The following is a 19,720-nucleotide window of genomic DNA, read 5'->3' on the forward strand; positions in this document are numbered from 1 at the left end:
GTAAGTGACTCGAATATAACTATGAGCAGACAAGCCAAACGTAAGTTAAACCCAGAGCTAATTCCATGGCGATTATTCGTTGTGGTTGGCTTTGTGTTGCTTCTATTTACGGCGTTGATTGCTCGAGCGGCTTATATTCAAATTATTGAACCTGATAAATTACGTCACGAAAGTGATATGCGTACCTTAAGAACCAGCAGTAACCAGGTTCAACGTGGCTTAATTACTGATCGTAATGGCGAAATGTTAGCGGTAAGCGTGCCAGTTCGTGCCGTTTGGGCTGATCCTAAAATTTCCCATGATAAAGATGCTTTTAAAGACATGCGCCGCTGGCAAGCTCTGGCTGACGTGTTGCATGAACCCGTCGATAAAATTGTGAGTAAGGTACAGCGCGATCCCAAGCGTCGTTTTATCTACCTGAAGCGCCAGGTCACTCCAGCAGTTGCTGAATACATTAAGCAATTAAAAATTTCCGGTATTTATTTAAAGTCTGAATCGCGCCGTTATTACCCTGCAGGTGAAACTGCTGCTCAGCTTGTCGGCCTGACTAATATTGATGACGTTGGAATTGAAGGCATTGAAAATGCGTATGACAGCTGGTTAACAGGCACACCGTCAAAGCAGAAGGTGCGTAAATCTCGCGATGGTAAAGTGGTTCAACGACTAGATATTGTTGAAGAAGGCGAAAGTTCAAATGATTTAGTGCTCAGCATTGATCAGCGTATTCAACAGTTAGCCTATCGTGAACTTAAACGTACAACAGAAATTAACCAAGCCACCTCAGGTTCAGTGGTGGTACTTGATGTGCTTACTGGTGAAGTGCTTGCGATGGTCAATACACCATCTTACAACCCTAATTCACGTGAAAATTTACAGTCATATCGTATGCGTAATCGTGCATTAACCGATACGTTTGAGCCGGGTTCGACTGTGAAGCCATTTGTGGTTGCAGCTGCATTAGAAGCAGGCACGGTTGAACGTGATGAATTAATTAATACCTCTCCTGGTTGGATGCGTGTAGGTGGACGACAGGTCCGCGATACGATCAATTACGGCAACATGACTCTGGATAAGATCCTCGTGAAATCCAGTAACGTTGGCATCAGTAAAGTCTCGTTATCAATGCCAGTACAAGAATTATTGGGCACTTACCAATCAATGGGCTTAGGTAATTACTCAGGTATTAACCTTGCTGGTGAAAGTGCTGGTCTTATACATGATCGCCGCCGTTGGTCTGATTTTGAACGCGCAACCTTATCTTATGGTTATGGCCTTACGGCAACGCCACTACAGTTAGCAAGAATGTATGCAACCTTAGGCAGTGGCGGGGTTCTGTACCCAGTATCGATTTTAAAACTAAAGCAAGCGCCTCGTGGTGAACAAGTGATTTCAGAGCAGACGGCGAAAGATGTCATGGAAATGATGTTAGGCGTCACCGAAAGAGGTGGCACAGCCACTCAAGCTCATATCGATGGTTACCCTATAGCAGGTAAAACAGGTACAAGCCGCAAGTCTATCGCAGGTGGTTATGGCGATGATTATGTTTCACTGTTTGCGGGTGTAGCACCGGTACATAACCCGCGTTTAGCGATTTCAATTGTGGTGAACGAGCCAAAAGGCGATCGTTATCATGGTGGTGATGTTGCTGGCCCTGCGTTTGCAAAAATTATGTCTGGAGCATTACAAATGCTCAATGTTGAGCCATTAAATGAGAAAGAAAAAGTTGAACTGGCCGCAATCGCTAGGAGGGCAGAATAATGCTACTTAGTGATTTATTAGCCCCTTGGTTTCATTATGCTGGCCGTGAGTCGGTCTCAACGATGACTCTAGATAGCCGAGACGTCAGTGAAGGTTGTTTATTTGTGGCATTACCTGGTCATCAAGTTGATGGTCGCCAGTTCATTAATAAAGCAATTGCGCAAGGTGCTTTAGGTGCATTAATTCATACTGACAATCCTGATGAGCATGGTCAGGTTAATTACCATGATTCGGGCGCGGTATTGGTGTCCTTTTTTCAACTGAGCCGTCAATTGTCTGCAGTGGCAGCACAACTATATCCGTTACAAAATTCTGAGATGGCCATTATTGGCGTCACTGGCACTAACGGTAAGACTTCAGTGAGTCAGCTTATTGCGCAATTGGTTACCTTAAAACAGCAAAAAGCGGCTGTTATGGGCACATTAGGCAATGGTGTTTGGGGAAGCTTGATTGATAGTGGCAATACTACAGCAGATGCCATTACCTTGGTGCGTCAACTACACGAGTTTCAGCAGCAAACCGTCAACACCTGCGCGATAGAAGTGTCTAGCCATGGTTTAGTGCAAGGTCGTGTAGAAGCTGTACCTTTTAACACGGCAGTATTTACTAATTTAAGCCGCGATCACCTTGATTATCATGGTGACATGGACGCTTATGGCGCTGCTAAAAAACGCTTGTTTAATTTCCCATGTATCAAAAATGGTTTACTGAACCTTGATGATGCCGTTGGTGAACAATGGTTTACAGCGCTGCAATCGACCAACATATTCGGCTTTAGCCTTAAAAAGCATCCTTTAGCGCGTTTTTATACTGACAATATGCATTTTAATGATGCGGGTGTGACCTGCGATTTTTATTATCCCGAAGATATCCACGACAGTAGCTCAGTAATGTTGAAAGGTCAGTTGTCTTCGCCTCTTTTAGGTGACTTTAATCTATCAAATCTTGTTGCTTCGCTGGGCGCACTGTATTTGCAAGGTACTGACAACATCTTAGCTACTCAAGATGGTCTGATGGCCGAGTTACTCTCATTAGTACCGCATTTAACGCCTGTAGCTGGACGCATGGAGCGATTTAATCAAGCTAATGGCCCAACATTAGTGGTTGACTATGCTCATACACCTGATGCCATCGAGCATGCTTTGAAAGCACTGCGCATCCATTGCCAAGGCACCTTATGGTGCGTGTTTGGTTGTGGTGGCGATCGCGATACGGGCAAACGCCCCTTGATGGCTCAAGCTGCTGAACAATTTGCTGATAAAGTGATGGTGACGAGTGATAATGCCCGCAGCGAAGAGCCGATGAGTATTATCAATGATGTGGTTGCAGGATTAACGCATCCAGAGCAAGCATTGACTGAAGTCGATAGAATTAATGCGATTAAATCCGTGGCGCAATTAGCTAAAGCTGGCGACATTGTCTTATTAGCGGGTAAAGGTCATGAAACATATCAAGAAGTTGCTGGTAGCAGAATTGATTACGATGAACGCGCTTTAGCGATGCAATTAACAGGTGGCAATGAAGCCTCAGATGAACCTCTTGTTAGCACTGGAGGCCTTTGATGATTGATATTAGATTATCAACCTTAGCTGTTGAGCTTGATGCTCAACTTGTGGGTACTGACCTTATTATTGACGACGTCACCAGTGACAGCCGAAAAATGCACACTAATAGCCTTTTTGTTGCGTTAAAAGGTTTACGCTTTGATGGCCATAGTTTTGCTGCAACAGCGATTGAAAACGGTGCTAAAGCATTACTGGTTGAACATAAGCTGGATGTCGACATTCCTCAACTAATTGTCAAAAACAGCCAAAAGGCGATGGGGGCTATCGGTGCATATGTGCGCCAACAAGTGAACCCATATTCGATAGCACTAACAGGTTCTAACGGTAAAACTACCGTGAAAGAAATCGTCGCAACAATTTTGTCTCAGCATCACAAAGTGCTGTTTACTGCTGGTAATTTTAATAATGAAATCGGGGTGCCGTTAACCTTATTAAGATTAGCGCAAGAGCATGAATTTGGTGTGTTTGAGTTAGGTGCTAACCATCAGGGCGAAATTAATTATACTTCATCTTTAGTGACGCCTCAGGTGGCATTAGTGAATAATGTTGGCCGCGCTCACCTTGAAGGTTTTGGTTCAATTGAAGGTGTAGCCCAAGCTAAATCAGAAATATTTAATCACCTAAGTCCAGACGGTACAGCCATTATTAATGCTGACGATGATTTTGCAGATTTTATGGCAACTAAAGCGGCAGCATTTAAGCAACTTAGCTTCTCAGTTTCTGAAAACGTCAATGCTGATATTAAAGCGGTTGATATTGTTGCTGACGATAGCGGCTGTTATCAGTTTTCATTAGTGGTTTTAGGTCAATCTTACCCAGTACAACTTCCATTAGCTGGCTTGCATCAAGTAAGTAATGCACTAGCCGCTAGCGCCATTTGTATCGCACTCAATATCCCTGTCGCAGACATTGTGACGGGGTTAAGTGCGTTAACACCTGTTAAAGGTCGTATGGTGCCGCATAAAATGGGTCGTATTTTATTGGTTGATGATAGTTATAACGCAAACCCGACGTCTGTTGATGCCGCGATTAGCTGGTTAAAACAAACTCGAGGTTTTAAGTGTTTAGTGCTGGGAGATTTGGGCGAATTAGGTGACAATAGCGCCCTTTTGCATTTTGAGGTTGGCGAACAAGCCAAACTTGCTGGGATTGACGATCTGTTCTGTTGTGGTCAACTGACTGAATCGACAAGTAAAGCATTTGGTTCTGAGCACTTTAGTGACTCGGATTCCCTTGCTCAAGCATTAAAGGAAAAGATAAATCAGTTGCCGGATCAAGTAACTATTTTAGTAAAAGGTTCTCGAAGCGCAGCGATGGAAACTGTGGTCGAAGAGTTATTAAATGCCAATAGGCGCGGGGAGTTTGTTTAGATGCTGGCTTATTTAGCTGAGTATTTAACCCAGTTTTACAGTGGGTTTAATGTATTTTCTTATCTGACCTTAAGAGCCATTTTAGGGCTTATGACAGGTCTTATTTTTAGTTTATGGTTTGGTCCAAAACTGATTGAACGATTGCAGTTATTGCAAATAGGACAAGTCGTCAGAAATGATGGCCCAGAATCTCATTTTAGTAAACGCGGTACCCCTACAATGGGTGGTTTGCTGATACTCGCAGGGATTTTTGTCAGTGTTTTATTGTGGGGTGATTTATCCAATCGATATGTCATTGTGATGCTGTTTGTATTAGGTACCTTTGGCGGTATTGGTTTTCTTGATGACTACCTTAAAGTGGTTAAGAAAGATTCAAAAGGTCTGATTGCGCGTTGGAAATATGCATCGCAATCCATTGCCGCTTTGGCTGTGGCATTTTACTTGTACAGTTCAGCGACATTACCTGGTGAGACACAGTTAGTTGTGCCGTTTTTCAAAGATGTCATGCCGCAATTAGGTTTGCTTTATATCGTACTGGCTTATTTCACCATAGTAGGTGCGAGTAATGCGGTAAATCTAACCGACGGTCTTGATGGTTTAGCAATCATGCCTACAGTCATGGTTGCAGCGGCATTTGCACTGATTGCCTATTTATCAGGGCATGCACAGTTTGCCAGTTACTTACATATTCCGCATTTACCTGATGCAGGTGAACTAGTGATTGTCTGTACTGCAATAGTCGGTGCGGGTCTAGGATTTTTGTGGTTTAACACTTACCCTGCGCAAGTATTTATGGGCGATGTGGGATCGTTAGCTCTTGGAGCTGGACTCGGTGCCATTGCAGTATTAGTGCGCCAAGAAGTGTTATTAGTGATTATGGGCGGCGTTTTCGTTATGGAAACCGTATCGGTGATTTTACAAGTGGGTTCATACAAATTACGCGGCCAGCGTATTTTTAGAATGGCACCAATTCACCATCATTACGAATTGAAAGGTTGGCCAGAACCAAGAGTGATTGTTCGCTTTTGGATTATTTCGTTGTTCCTAGTGATGCTAGGACTGGCAACGCTTAAGTTAAGGTAGTTAGTAATGCAATCAAGCTATTCGCATATTGTTTTGGGCTTAGGTGCAACAGGTTTATCTGTTGTGCGTTATCTGATGTCCCAAGGTATTACACCATTGGTGATGGATAGCAGACGAACGCCACCTGGCCGAGAGACGTTAGCACAGGAATTTCCTGATGTTGAGCTACTGACAGGTGGGTTTGTATGTCGTTATTTGGTACAAGCAAAACACATTATTGTAAGCCCTGGCATTGCGGTTGATACGCCAGAGATTCGCGCTGCAATTGATATGGGCATTGAAGTGATTGGCGATGTTGAGCTGTTTGCTCAAGCCGTTGCTGATAGAGGCCCTTGTGTTGTTGCTATTACGGGTTCAAACGGTAAAACAACGGTAACGACATTAGTGTACGACATGCTTAAAGCAGCCGGTAAAAAGGTTGCGGTAGGTGGCAATATTGGCATTCCAGTATTGGATTTATTAGCAACAGATGCTGAGTATTTCGTATTAGAACTATCGAGCTTTCAATTAGAAACAACTCACAGCTTAAATTGCATCGCGGCGACGTGTTTGAACATCAGTGAAGATCATATGGATAGATATCACGATATTCATTCGTACCGCGCAGCTAAGTTACGTTTATATCAGCAGAGCCGTTTTGTGATGTTCAATCGTGACGATGCACTGACTTTTCCTGACGAGCCAACAAATCAAAATACCTTTGGTTTAGGGGTACCAGAAGGAGATGAGTGGGGTATTGCCGATGGTAAAATATTGCACGGCGAAAGTGAAATAATGAACCTGCATGAAGTCAGCTTAATCGGTAGTCATAATCAGGCTAACTTATTAGCTGCAATGGCATTAACAGATGCGTGTGGCATTGATAAGAATACCATGGTTGAGATTGCATCCAACTTTGCTGGTTTAGAGCATCGTTGTGAAATGGTTGGCCTAAAGCAAGGTGTCACTTATATCAATGATTCGAAAGCGACTAATGTGGGTGCTACCGTTGCGGCATTAAATGGATTGAGTGATCACTTAGGTGACTTGATTTTGATTGCAGGTGGCGAAGGCAAAGGCGCAGATTTTAAAGAACTTGAAGCTTCACTGAATAATGTGACCCAAGTGATCACGTTCGGTAAAGACGGATCTAAAATTGCGGCACTAAAAACTGACAGTATTAGCGTTAAAAACCTAGAAGAAGCGGTTGCTAAAGCAGTTGAAATCACTTTTTCAGGGGATATCGTTTTATTGTCTCCAGCTTGTGCTAGCACCGATATGTATAAGAACTTCATGGAAAGAGGTCATCACTTTAAGCAATTAGTGGAGCAGATTGAAGATGGCGAGGGGTGAGCAACAACTTAGCTTATTCCAACAAGTCCTGAAAAGGTCTTGGCCGGACATTCTGTCTGAAACGTCGCCAGGTGATCAGCTGTATGATAGAAGCTTATTTGTCGCCGTTTTAGGGCTAATTACATTTGGCTTTGTCATGGTGATGTCAGCCTCTATGCCGGAAGCGCAGAAGCTAACAGATAACCCGTTTCATTTCATATATCGCCACGTTGCATATTTGATGGGCTGTGGCGTTATTGCTTATGCGGTACTGAACATAGAATTGAAGTTGTGGGAGCGCTATAGCGCTTATTTAGTACTTCTAGTGTTGTTGATGTTGGTGGCTGTTCTGGTTGTAGGCACCACGGTGAATGGCGCAACACGGTGGCTGGCGATAGGGCCCGTAAGGATCCAAGTCGCTGAGATTGCCAAATTTGTATTTATTATTTATATGTCGGGATATTTGGTGCGCCGACATGGTGAGTTGAGAGAGAACAGTAAAGGGTTTTATAAGCCAATTTTTGTGTTTTTACTGTTTGCATTTTTGATTCTTGCCCAACCGGATTTAGGTACTGTGGTGGTACTTTTCGTATGTACCGTAAGCCTATTGTTTTTGGCGGGTGCGCGAATTATGGACTTTTTGGTACTGATATTTTTTGGTATCGCAATGTTTGTATTTTTAGTGGTGTTTGAGCCATATCGGATGCGGCGTGTAACGTCATTTTTAGACCCATGGGAAGACCCATTTGGTAGTGGTTATCAATTAACTCAGTCATTAATGGCATACGGACGCGGTGATATATTTGGCCAAGGTTTAGGTAATAGTATTCAAAAACTGTCATACCTGCCTGAGGCTCACACTGATTTTATTTTTGCTGTGATCGGCGAAGAGTTAGGTTTTGTAGGCATCGTTTGTGTGCTAACCGTATTATTTTTTGTGTCTTTTAGAGCAATTAGATTGGGCAACTTGTGTTTGAGTATTCAACGCCCATTTGAAAGTTACTTAGCTTACGGCATCGGCATTTGGATTTGCTTCCAAACCGTTGTAAACGTAGGCGCGAGTATTGGTATGTTACCGACAAAAGGTCTGACATTACCCTTTATTAGCTATGGTGGCAGTAGTTTGTGGGTTATGACGGCTGCGGTCATGTTATTGATACGCATAGATTATGAAAGGCGGCTAAGTTTGACGCAGGCGGTGCAAGGGAGAATAAAGAAATGAGCCCTAATATAACAGATGCACCCAAGTTATTGGTGATGGCTGGCGGCACGGGTGGACATGTATTCCCGGCGTTAGCAGTGGCAAAAGCATTGGCTAAAAAAGGTTGGCAAGTTCGTTGGTTAGGGACCGCTGACCGCATGGAAGCACGCTTAGTGCCTCAACATGGATTTGATATTGAGTTTATAGACATCAAAGGCGTTCGTGGCAATGGCATTATTAGAAAGCTTGCTGCGCCTTTTAAGATTTTGCGTTCAATTATGCAAGCAAAATCTTTCATTAATGAATTTAAACCTGATGTGATTATTGGTATGGGTGGATTTGCCAGTGGGCCTGGCGGGGTAGCGGCAAAGTTGTCGGGCATACCGTTAGTACTGCATGAGCAAAATGCAATACCTGGAATGACCAATAAGTTGTTATCGCGCATAGCTACTAAAGTGTTGTGTGCATTTCCAAATACATTTTTACCAGCAACGAATTCAGAGGTAGTCGGTAACCCAATTCGACAAGAGTTAATCGAATTAGGACAAACGACGAAAGTGTGTGATGACTCAGCACTTAAAGTATTAGTGGTGGGAGGCAGCTTAGGCGCCAAAATTTTTAATGATGTTATGCCAGATGTTGTGGGGCAATTAAGCCAACAGCACTCAATTACGGTATGGCATCAGGTAGGCAAAGGAAATCAGCCTGCCGTTAAAAGCCATTACCAAGACAAGGGTCAAGCGGCCAGTGTCAATGTGGCAGAATTTATAGATGACATGGAAGCCGCTTATCGCTGGGCTGATGTTGTTGTTTGTCGTTCGGGAGCATTAACGGTTTCTGAATTAGCCGCGGTGGGAAGAGCCAGTATTTTAGTGCCTTATCCCCATGCAGTTGACGATCATCAAACAAAGAATGCTTCAGTATTAGTAGAAGCCGGTGCGGCATTTTTATTACCGCAGACCATATTAAACGCAGATAATTTAGCTGAGAAATTAACCCTCTTTGCTGAACAAAGACACGTTGTTTCAGAGATGGCACAACAAGCCAGAAGTGTTGCAGTGTTAGATGCAACCCAACGTGTAGCGAGTATTTGTGCTGAATTAGCACGAAAGGATTGAAATGACTAAAACAGAGAAGTACGCCCAATTACGTAGCATGATCCCTGAGATGAGACGGATTAAGAAAATCCATTTTGTCGGTATAGGTGGTGCTGGAATGGGCGGGATAGCCGAAGTATTAGTAAATGAAGGTTATCAAATTAGTGGTTCAGATATTGCTGTTAATAGCGTGACAGAAAGGCTCGCGAGCTTAGGCGCGAAGATTATTATTGGCCATCAGGCTGAAAGCGTGGCTGATGTAGATGTTGTGGTGGTATCGACAGCAATTGAGCAAGAAAACCCTGAAATCATAGCTGCAAAAGAGCGTCGAATTCCGATTGTACGCCGTGCAGAAATGCTAGCAGAGCTTATGCGTTACCGACATGGGGTCGCGATTGCGGGCACTCATGGTAAAACCACAACGACAAGCTTAATTGCTAGCGTTTATGGCCAAGCAGAGCGAGATCCAACATTTGTTATTGGTGGTTTACTTAATAGTGCAGGCACGAATGCTCGTCTTGGGACAAGTCGCTATTTGATTGCAGAAGCAGATGAAAGTGATGCGAGCTTTTTACATTTACAACCTATGGTCAGTGTTATCACCAATATCGAAGCTGACCATATGGACACTTACGGTGGTGATTTTGAAAAGTTGAAGACCACCTTCGTCGATTTTTTACATAACCTGCCTTTTTATGGCGTTGCGGTAATGTGTATCGATGATGAAGTGATACAAGAAATTATGCCAAGAGTGGGCAGACAAGTGGTCACTTACGGCTTTAGTGACATTGCTGATGTGCAAGCACTTAACTTTAAGCAAGTCGGACACCAGAGCCAGTTTAGTGTTCGTCGTAAAAACCGTGATGATTTAGATATTGTATTAAATCTACCTGGTGAGCATAACGTGCTAAATGCGTTAGCTGCGATAGCAGTAGCCAGTGAGGATGATATTGATGATGATGCTATTGTCGCCGCATTAGCAGAATTTGAAGGCATTGGCCGACGTTTTCAGCACCTTGGTGAATTTGATACTGCTAATGGCAAGGTGATGTTGGTTGATGATTATGGTCATCATCCAAGTGAAGTACTTGCAACGATTAAAGCTGCAAGAGCGGGTTGGCCAGATAAACGATTAGTGATGGCGTATCAACCACATCGCTATAGTAGAACCCGTGATTTGTATGAAGACTTTGTTGAAGTCTTATCGCAAGTAGACGGTTTATTGTTGTTAGATGTTTATGCTGCTGGTGAAAGCGTGATACCAGGTGCAGATGGTCGCTCATTGTGCCGCTCCATAAGGTTACGCGGCCAAGTGGACCCTATTTTTGTTGCATCACCAGAGTTGTTAGCTGATGTATTACCTGATGTATTGCAAGAAGGCGATTTATTGCTGACTCAAGGGGCTGGTAATATTGGCGCTCTGTCAAAGTCGCTGGCGTCAAGTAATCTTGGTTTTAGAAAGTAGGTTTTAAAAATAGTTTTTGAAAAGTAGCTTGAGTCAGTCGCAGGGAAATGGTGATTTTTGATTGATTTTTATACTATAACTGCTTGTAAATATAAACTTTAATACAGTCAGCATGCTAGATATAATGGTGAATTGCCCAATGAAAGTGACAGTGTACAGTTTGGAGTTACAGTAGCTGTGGCGTGGAGTGATAAAGCTCGCCAGTTAAAAGGCCATTTGAGTGATGTCAATTGGTACTTATACACTGGGTTACTGTTTTTACTGACGGTATTACTCACCATTGTTTGGGCTGGCCTTAAGCTTAATGTATTACTGAATGATGCTGATGCATTACCGATAGATGCCGTCGCGATAAAAGGCGAGCGAATTTATACCTCGGATGCTGAAATTCAGGCTGCGCTACAAGCGTTAATGGAACGCAGTTTTTTTAGCGCCGACGTTGGTGAAGTACAGCAAGCTTTAGAAGCATTACCTTGGGTCTACCATGCGTCTGTAAGGCGAGAGTGGCCTGCAAAATTAAAAGTGACCTTGCAAGAGCAACATGTTGTTGCACATTGGAATGGAGATGACTGGCTAAATGTGAATGGCGAAGTGTTTGCAGCTGAATCACATTCGAGTATTAATACATTGCCGGTACTTTCAGGCCCAGAAGAAATGTCTTCTGAAGTGTTAACTAGTTATCAGCAATTGTCTGATTTATTGAGTATTAATGGTTTTAAGCTGGCAAGTTTAAGTTTAAGTCCACGACATGCATGGCATGCAAGATTAGATAACGGCATTCTTCTTGAATTAGGACGAGAAGACAAGATGTCGAGAATACAAAGATTTATTAATGTTTACCCTGAAATAACACGAAATCAAAAGCCAATAGCAACGATCGATTTACGCTATGACACCGGAGTCGCCGTTGGCTGGGACGATACTAAAACAGAGAGTCGACACTAAATGACCAAAAATCAGGAAAGAAATCTTATCGTAGGCCTAGATATTGGCACGTCCAAGGTCGCAGTGATCATTGGTGAAGTGCTACCTGACGGTGAGATAAGCGTGGTCGGTTTAGGCAATCATCCTTCGCGCGGAATGGATAAAGGTGGCGTGAATGATTTGGATTCTATTGTAAAAAGTGTGCAGCGCGCACTTGATCAAGCAGAGTTAATGGCTGATTGCCAAGTATCTTCTGTGTATTTAAGTATTTCAGGTAAGCACATCGCATGTCAGAACGAAAATGGCATGGTGTCAATTAACGATGAAGAAGTGACGCAAGAAGACGTTGATAACGTTATTCATACAGCGCGCTCAGTGAAGATCCCAACTGAAAGACGGATCCTTCATGTGTTACCGCAAGAATATTCAATTGACGTTCAAGATGGTATTAAGAGTCCTATCGGTATGTCGGGTATGCGAATGGAAGCGAAAGCACATATCGTGACCTGCGCTAACGACATGGCAAAAAATATCACCAAAAGCGTCGAGCGTTGCGGCTTAACAGTTGATGACTTAGTTTTTTCAGGTATTGCTTCAGCAGATTCTGTGTTAACGAATGATGAAAAAGATTTAGGTGTTTGTATTGTTGATATTGGTGGCGGCACAACAGATATTGCTGTTTATACCAACGGCGCACTGAGGCATTGTGCTGTGATATCAGTAGCAGGTAATCAGGTAACCAGTGATATCGCTAAAATTTTTAGAACACCATTGACACATGCTGAGCAAATCAAAGTGCAATTTGCCAGTGCAAGAAGTTCAATGGTCAGCCGCGAAGACAGCATCGAAGTACCATCAGTCGGTGGCCGCCCTTCACGCAGCATGTCACGACATACATTGGCGGAAGTAGTGGAACCAAGATATCAGGAGTTATTTGAACTGGTATTAAAAGAATTAACTGACTGTGGCTTAGAAGATCAAATAGCCGCAGGCATAGTATTAACCGGTGGAACAGCGTCAATTACTGGTGCTGTTGATATTGCTGAAGCGACTTTCGGCATGCCAGTTAGGGTAGCGTCGCCGCTACCAGTAAAAGGGTTAAATGAATACGTGGATCAACCTGTATATTCTACTGGAATAGGGTTGCTTCATTATGGCGCCAGACGCGTAATCGAACGTCAGTTCGAACGCCCTGAACGTCAAGGGGTTACCAGTCTTTTGAATCGGGTCAAAAGCTGGTTTAAGGGTGAATTTTAATAACGCAGACTAACGGAGATCAGACAATGTTTGAGATCATGGACACACATAATGACGAAGCGGTGATCAAGGTCATCGGCGTCGGTGGTGGTGGCGGTAACGCTGTCGAACATATGGTTAAACACAGCATCGAAGGTGTTGAGTTTATCGTAACGAATACGGATGCTCAGGCATTACGCAAATCAGGTGCAGGCTCAACTATTCAATTAGGACGTGATGTCACTAAAGGTCTAGGTGCTGGAGCAAACCCTGATGTGGGTCGCCAAGCTGCTGAAGAAGATAAAGAAAACATTCGCGCTGCAATCAAGGGGTCTGACATGATCTTTATTGCTGCTGGAATGGGTGGCGGTACAGGTACTGGCGCCGCACCAGTTGTAGCTGAAATTGCTCGCGAAGAAGGTATTTTGACTGTTGCTGTCGTCACTAAGCCGTTTCCTTTCGAAGGCAAAAAGCGTATGACTTTTGCTGATCAAGGTATTGCTGAGCTTGCAAAGCATGTTGACTCATTGATTACTATCCCAAATGAAAAGCTATTAAAAGTATTGGGTCGTGGTACATCATTGTTGGATGCATTTGCTGCTGCTAATAATGTGTTATTAGGCGCAGTGCAGGGTATTGCTGAGTTAATTACCCGTCCAGGTTTAATAAACGTCGATTTCGCCGATGTTAAAACAGTTATGTCAGAAATGGGTAATGCCATGATGGGCACAGGTGTTGCAACGGGTGATGATCGCGCAGAAGAAGCTGCAGAAGCTGCAGTGGCAAGTCCATTACTTGAAGATATTGATCTAGCTGGTGCGCGCGGCGTATTAGTTAACATTACAGCAGGTATGGATATCAGTATTGAAGAGCTAGAAACAGTGGGTAACCACGTTAAAGCATACGCATCTGATAATGCTACCGTGGTTGTTGGCGCAGTTATTGACCCAGAAATGAGTGAAGAGCTACGTGTAACGGTTGTTGCTACTGGTATTGGCGCAGAGAAGAAGCCTGATATCCAATTAGTGACTAAGCCTGTTTCACGTCCTGAACCAGCTGCAGTTATTGAACCAAAAGTTGAGCCAGCTGAAGAATCAGCTATCACGACTAACTACGTAGCACCGACAGGAAATGCTGTTCCTGCTCCTCAGCCAGCAGCTCAACCTGCTGCACGTGTTGATGGTGATTACTTAGATATCCCAGCATTTTTACGTAAGCAAGCTGATTAGTCGCTGAAAGTAAAAATGAAAATCTGTAAAAGCTAAGATGTTGATAGAATGTTACTTATGTAAGTAGAGGCGTATAAAAAGACTCTAAAGGGTACTTTTTTGTGAAAAGACAATTTTATGTTAGTATACCGCCTCAGCTTACTGGGTTAACTCAGTATATATAGCTCAAGAATGTTTATTTTAAAGTGATTAAAACGGGTAACTGAATGATTTTTCAAAGAACTGTTCAAAAAATGGTGAAGAGTACTGGTGTCGGATTGCATTCCGGCAACAAGGTAACTCTGTGCATTATGCCCGCACCTGTCAATTCTGGTATCGTACTTAGACGTACAGATTTAACGCCTGCAGTGGAAATTCCTGCAAAAGCGAATCTAGTTCGTGAAACAACTATGTGTACGGCATTAGTAAATGATGAAGGTGTTCGCATTTCAACTATCGAACATTTATTTGCAGCACTTGCAGGCCTTGGCATAGATAACGCTGTTATCGAAGTTGATGCTCCTGAAATCCCGATTATGGATGGCAGTGCAAGTCCGTTTGTTTTCTTACTGCAAAGCGCAGGTATTAAAGAACAATCGGTAGCGAAAAAATATATCAAAATCAATCAAACCATTCGTGTTGAAGACGGTGATAAGTGGGCTGAGTTAAAGCCTTATAAAGGTTTTAGAGTTGATTTCAAAATTGACTTTAATCACCCAGAGATTTCTCGCAGCCAACAACATATGGTGATGGATTTTTCAACATCTGCTTTTGTTAAAGATATTAGCCGAGCTAGAACTTTCGGCTTCATGCAAGATATCGAATACTTACGTGCTAATAATTTAGCACTAGGTGGCAGCATGGAAAATGCTGTTGTGCTTGATGAATATCGTGTCCTTAACCCTGACGGTCTGCGATATGAGGACGAATTTGTAAAGCATAAGATTCTTGATGCGTTTGGTGATTTATATGTAGCAGGTCACGCGATTGTTGGTGAATTCTGCGCATATAAAACAGGTCATGCTTTAAATAACCAATTGGTGAGGGCATTACTTGCACAACAAGAAGCTTGGGAGTTAGTCAGCTTTGAAAACGAAGTTGATGTACCACTGAGCTTTATGGTGCCAGGCGCTACATCTTTAGCGTAAAAATTAAGATTGCCTATTACGGCTGGCTAATGCAGCCAGCCGTTTTAGTTTTTCACCAAGTGAACCTTCTACGTGATCAGCCAATGACTGCAGGTGTTCTGCAGCTACAGGGCTGATTTTTGCATAGTTACTTGGTGGTTTACTTGGCGTAATTGCTATCCCTGGGTTGACTTTAACCTCTATAGCGGTAAGCATTGGAAGCGTTTCTTCCTGAAGTTGTTGCAGTAGTTTGGTCTTTTGGAAATTTATTCTAGCAGCCCATGCAGCCGAAGTAGTTTCAATAACAAGAACACCCTGACGAAGATTAGCGACTTTTAGCTGTTCACTAACAGGACCATTTAAGCACTGTTTTACGTAAGTATTCAGTTGATTTAATAATTCTGCTTTCTCAGCGAGTTCCGGTAATGTTCCCGATTGATGTAGCAATCTACTGAGATCTTGAGGGGGCTTTTTCATATGATAATAAGATGGCTGAGTTAGGCTATGAGTGTAACAGTTTTTATTCAAGGTCGAAATGGAGTAACACGTTGGCATCCTAGCAAACGATGGTTACTTCTACCTATCCTTTTAGTGGCGGCAGGAACTGGTCTTTACCAGCAGAGCGCCGATCGTTTTGCTGCGCAGCAAACTAAAGTTGATGAAAATCAAAAGTTGCGTGAACAGCAAAAACAACAAGTCATGAATCTCAAAAAAGCGACAGAAACACAATTAAGCACCTTAGTTGCCCACGTCGCGAGAATGCAAGCTAACGTTACTCGTTTAGAGGCGTTAGGCCAGCAAGTTGCCGAAAATAATTTACTTGAAGATCAATTTGATTTTTCTACCGAAGTGGGTGTCGGTGGTCTAAGTGAAATCGGTGCAGGTGTAGAGCTCAACCAACTGTTAGATGACATGTCGCAGTTGGCCTCCAGAATTGATAATAATAATGTTCAGCTGTCACTACTTGAAACCGTGGCAACTAATCTCCATATAGATAAAGAACGTTATATATCAGGGCGACCAATCGTTAAAGGTTGGTTATCTTCGCCCTACGGTTTACGAAATGACCCTTTTAATGGTCGTAGAACATTGCACAAAGGCATTGATTTTGCGGGTAAGGAAGGCGGCGATGTAATTGCAACTGCTGCAGGAGTGGTTACATGGTCCGGAAATATGCTTGGTTATGGCGGGCTTGTGGAAATTGATCATGGAAATGGTTACCGCACTCGTTATGGACACAATAAATCTATGTCAGTAAACCTAGGTGACGTCGTTGCCAAAGGCGATAAAATTGCCAGTATGGGTAGCACAGGCCGGTCCACCGGTCCCCACGTGCACTACGAAGTATTGCGAAATGGACAACAAATCGATCCACGAAAGTTCGTCTATCGCAAGGCTAGTTAATAACATTTTCGGTTAAGTCGCTCAATTGAGCTCAACCTACAAGAGATAAGTGATTAAGATGTTAGGCAAATTACTGACAAAAGTATTCGGCAGTCGTAACGACCGCACCTTGAAAGGCCTTGGTAAAGTTGTAACTAAGATAAATGCGTTAGAAGCTGAATATGAAAAGCTGACTGATGAAGAACTAAAAGCAAAAACAGAAGAGTTTCGTCAGCGTATTGAAAATGGTGAAACATTAGAAGCGATTATGGCTGAAGCATTTGCTACAGTTCGCGAAGCATCAAAGCGTGTTTTTGAAATGCGCCATTTCGATGTCCAATTATTGGGTGGTATGGTACTAGATAGTAATCGTATCGCTGAAATGAGAACGGGTGAAGGTAAAACACTTACCGCAACACTCCCAGCATACTTAAACGGTTTAACTGGCAAAGGTGTTCACGTTATTACCGTGAATGATTACCTTGCAGGTCGTGATGCTGAGAATAACCGTCCTCTTTTTGAATTCCTAGGCTTAACAGTCGGCATTAACGTTGCGGGTTTAGGTCAAGTTGAGAAGAAAGAAGCGTATAACTCTGATATTACCTACGGTACTAACAACGAGTTTGGTTTTGATTACCTTCGTGACAACATGGCGTTTTCTCCTCAAGAACGTGTTCAACGTCCTCTTCATTACGCATTGATCGATGAAGTCGATTCAATCTTGATTGATGAAGCACGTACACCATTGATTATTTCTGGTGCAGCTGAAAACAGTTCAGAACTATATATTAAAGTAAACACACTGATCCCTAACCTTATCGTTCAAGAGAAAGAAGATACTGAAGATGAGATTGGCGAAGGTGACTTTAGTATTGATGAGAAAGCGAAACAAGTTCACTTCACTGAACGTGGTCAAGAAAAAGTAGAACAACTGCTTATTGAACTTGGCGTGCTAAATGAAGGCGACTCACTTTATTCCGCAGCAAATATCTCTTTATTGCACCATGTGAATGCAGCACTGCGTGCGCATACATTATTTGAACGCGATGTAGATTATATTGTTCAAGATGGCGAAGTCATCATTGTTGATGAACATACTGGCCGTACAATGCCAGGTCGTCGTTGGTCTGAAGGTTTACATCAAGCTGTAGAAGCTAAAGAAGGTGTAAATATTCAAAATGAAAACCAAACATTAGCGTCTATCACATTCCAGAACTACTTCCGTCAATACGAGAAGTTAGCAGGTATGACAGGTACAGCAGATACTGAAGCATTTGAATTCCAGCATATCTATGGACTTGATACTGTCGTAGTACCGACGAATAAGCCAATGGTTCGTAATGACATGGCTGATTTGGTGTATTTGACTGCAACTGAAAAATACAACGCGATTATTACCGATATTAAAGGTTGTCGTGAACGTGGCCAGCCAGTACTTGTTGGTACGGTATCGATTGAACAGTCTGAATTATTAGCGACTTTATTAAAGCAAGCTAAGATCCCACATTCAGTATTGAACGCGAAATTTCACGAAAAAGAAGCACAAATTGTTGCTGATGCAGGTAGCTCAGGCACAGTGACCATCGCAACTAACATGGCCGGTCGTGGTACCGATATCGTGTTAGGTGGTAACTGGAAAGTTGAAGTAGAAGCGCTTAAAAACCCAACAGAAGATCAAGTCGCTAAAATTAAAGCTGAATGGCAAGTACGTCATGACGCAGTAATTGCAGCTGGCGGTTTACATATTCTGGGTACAGAGCGCCATGAGTCGCGCCGTATTGATAACCAATTACGTGGTCGCTCTGGTCGACAAGGTGATGCAGGTTCTTCACGTTTCTATTTATCAATGGAAGATAGCTTAATGCGCATCTTCGCATCTGATAAAGTCACTGGCATGATGAAAAAACTGGGTATGGAAGAGGGCGAAGCCATCGAACATCCTTGGGTATCTCGTGCTATTGAAAATGCACAACGTAAAGTTGAAGCACGTAACTTCGATATCCGTAAGCAATTACTTGAATATGATGATGTAGCTAATGACCAACGCCAGGTTGTTTACTCACAACGTAATGAGTTGATGGATGCGGAAAGTATTGAAGACACAATCTCAAACATCGAACAAGATGTAGTTAGTACTGTCATTGACCAATATATCCCACAACAATCAGTTGAAGAGTTATGGGATGTACCAGGTTTAGAGCAACGTCTTGAGCAAGAGTATGGTTTGAAACTTACTATTCAACAGTGGTTGGATACAGAAGATGACTTACACGAAGAAACGTTACGTGAAAGAATCGTAACGAGTTGGAGTGATGCATACAAAGCTAAAGAAGAAATGGTCGGTGCACAAGTACTACGTCAGTTTGAAAAAGCGGTTATGCTTCAAACCTTAGATGGTTTGTGGAAAGAGCATCTCGCAGCAATGGATCATTTACGTCAGGGTATTCATTTACGTGGATATGCGCAAAAGAATCCTAAGCAAGAGTATAAGCGTGAATCATTCGAGTTATTCCAGCAAATGTTGGAATCACTGAAGCTTGATGTCATTAGCGTACTGTCTAAAGTACAAGTACAAGCTCAATCAGATGTTGATGAAATGGAACAGCGTCGTCGTGATGAAGAAGCTAAGATCCAACGTGACTATCAACATGCAGCATCAGAAGCTTTAACGGATAACACAGAAGCTGAAGCGGCAATTCCAAGAACGGTTATTCGTGATGGGGAAAAAGTCGGTCGAAACGACCCTTGCCCATGTGGTTCAGGTAAAAAGTACAAGCAATGCCACGGTAAGTTAACCTAAATAAGGTTTTCTTAAGAGTATTTTAAAAAGCAGCTATTAACAGCTGCTTTTTTTATACCTATAAATCAGACTATTAAATAATCATTATCTTTGGTTTTGTGGATAACGTTGTGGATTATAAGTGTTTAGCTTGTGGCTAAATCAAAAGATTTAAAATAATTGAAATTAATTCAAAAAAGCCCTTGCGGTGTT

The 19,720-nt window shown here is 42.7% G+C and carries 15 protein-coding genes; 14 read left to right on the forward strand and 1 reads right to left on the reverse strand.

Annotated features, from left to right (window positions below; translation table 11 throughout):
• Window positions 1–21: 21 nt before the first annotated feature.
• The 12 genes from BCU84_RS04220 (at window position 22) to lpxC (ending at window position 15,366) form a co-directional block, all read left to right on the forward strand.
• Entirely contained in the window at window positions 22–1,758 is a 1,737-nt protein-coding gene (locus BCU84_RS04220; protein ID WP_102526847.1) for a penicillin-binding transpeptidase domain-containing protein, read from the forward strand.
• A complete protein-coding gene (gene murE / locus BCU84_RS04225) occupies window positions 1,755–3,320 on the forward strand; it encodes a UDP-N-acetylmuramoyl-L-alanyl-D-glutamate--2,6-diaminopimelate ligase (protein WP_102526848.1) in 1,566 nt (521 codons plus the stop codon). The genes BCU84_RS04220 and murE overlap by 4 nt, the downstream gene beginning before the upstream one ends.
• Window positions 3,320–4,693 (forward strand): UDP-N-acetylmuramoyl-tripeptide--D-alanyl-D-alanine ligase, encoded by a 1,374-nt coding sequence (gene murF, locus BCU84_RS04230; RefSeq protein WP_102526849.1) that lies wholly within the window; start codon window positions 3,320–3,322, stop codon window positions 4,691–4,693. The genes murE and murF overlap by 1 nt, the downstream gene beginning before the upstream one ends.
• The gene (gene mraY, locus BCU84_RS04235) at window positions 4,694–5,776 is read left to right on the forward strand and encodes a phospho-N-acetylmuramoyl-pentapeptide-transferase (RefSeq protein WP_102526850.1); all 1,083 of its coding nucleotides are present in this window, start codon (window positions 4,694–4,696) and stop codon (window positions 5,774–5,776) included.
• A 6-nt stretch (window positions 5,777–5,782) separates the two neighbouring features.
• The gene (gene murD, locus BCU84_RS04240; RefSeq protein ID WP_102526851.1) at window positions 5,783–7,108 is read left to right on the forward strand and encodes a UDP-N-acetylmuramoyl-L-alanine--D-glutamate ligase; all 1,326 of its coding nucleotides are present in this window, start codon (window positions 5,783–5,785) and stop codon (window positions 7,106–7,108) included.
• Window positions 7,095–8,309: a cell division protein FtsW gene (gene ftsW / locus BCU84_RS04245; protein ID WP_102526852.1), complete on the forward strand. Its 1,215-nt coding sequence runs from the start codon at window positions 7,095–7,097 to the stop codon at window positions 8,307–8,309. Before murD ends, ftsW begins: the two co-directional genes overlap by 14 nt.
• A gap of 8 nt (window positions 8,310–8,317) precedes the next feature.
• Window positions 8,318–9,406, forward strand: coding sequence for an undecaprenyldiphospho-muramoylpentapeptide beta-N-acetylglucosaminyltransferase (murG, locus tag BCU84_RS04250; protein WP_102526874.1), 1,089 nt, complete (start codon window positions 8,318–8,320; stop codon window positions 9,404–9,406).
• Window position 9,407: 1 nt separating this feature from the next.
• A complete protein-coding gene (gene murC / locus BCU84_RS04255) occupies window positions 9,408–10,850 on the forward strand; it encodes a UDP-N-acetylmuramate--L-alanine ligase (protein ID WP_102526853.1) in 1,443 nt (480 codons plus the stop codon).
• 216 nt (window positions 10,851–11,066) lie between these two features.
• Complete coding sequence (locus tag BCU84_RS04260) at window positions 11,067–11,795, forward strand: cell division protein FtsQ/DivIB (protein ID WP_198589525.1); 729 nt, start codon at window positions 11,067–11,069, stop codon at window positions 11,793–11,795.
• The gene (ftsA, locus tag BCU84_RS04265) at window positions 11,796–13,031 is read left to right on the forward strand and encodes a cell division protein FtsA (RefSeq protein WP_102526855.1); all 1,236 of its coding nucleotides are present in this window, start codon (window positions 11,796–11,798) and stop codon (window positions 13,029–13,031) included. It abuts the gene before it with no gap.
• A gap of 26 nt (window positions 13,032–13,057) precedes the next feature.
• Window positions 13,058–14,239, forward strand: coding sequence for a cell division protein FtsZ (gene ftsZ, locus BCU84_RS04270; RefSeq protein WP_102526856.1), 1,182 nt, complete (start codon window positions 13,058–13,060; stop codon window positions 14,237–14,239).
• Between the two features lie 206 nt (window positions 14,240–14,445).
• Window positions 14,446–15,366, forward strand: coding sequence for a UDP-3-O-acyl-N-acetylglucosamine deacetylase (lpxC, locus tag BCU84_RS04275; protein ID WP_102526857.1), 921 nt, complete (start codon window positions 14,446–14,448; stop codon window positions 15,364–15,366).
• 3 nt (window positions 15,367–15,369) lie between these two features.
• On the opposite strand, the gene BCU84_RS04280 is transcribed toward lpxC, so the two are convergent.
• Window positions 15,370–15,822, reverse strand: a complete 453-nt coding sequence (locus BCU84_RS04280; RefSeq protein WP_102526875.1) for a DciA family protein — start codon at window positions 15,820–15,822, stop codon at window positions 15,370–15,372.
• A 27-nt stretch (window positions 15,823–15,849) separates the two neighbouring features.
• Between BCU84_RS04280 and BCU84_RS04285 the strand changes: the two genes are divergently transcribed.
• A complete protein-coding gene (locus BCU84_RS04285; RefSeq protein ID WP_102526858.1) occupies window positions 15,850–16,749 on the forward strand; it encodes a M23 family metallopeptidase in 900 nt (299 codons plus the stop codon).
• 58 nt (window positions 16,750–16,807) lie between these two features.
• Window positions 16,808–19,528, forward strand: a complete 2,721-nt coding sequence (secA, locus tag BCU84_RS04290) for a preprotein translocase subunit SecA (protein WP_102526859.1) — start codon at window positions 16,808–16,810, stop codon at window positions 19,526–19,528.
• The last annotated feature ends 192 nt before the right edge of the window (window positions 19,529–19,720 follow it).

The organism is Shewanella sp. 10N.286.51.B7, from assembly GCF_002873615.1.
GTDB classification, from domain to species: Bacteria; Pseudomonadota; Gammaproteobacteria; order Enterobacterales; family Shewanellaceae; genus Shewanella; species Shewanella electrodiphila.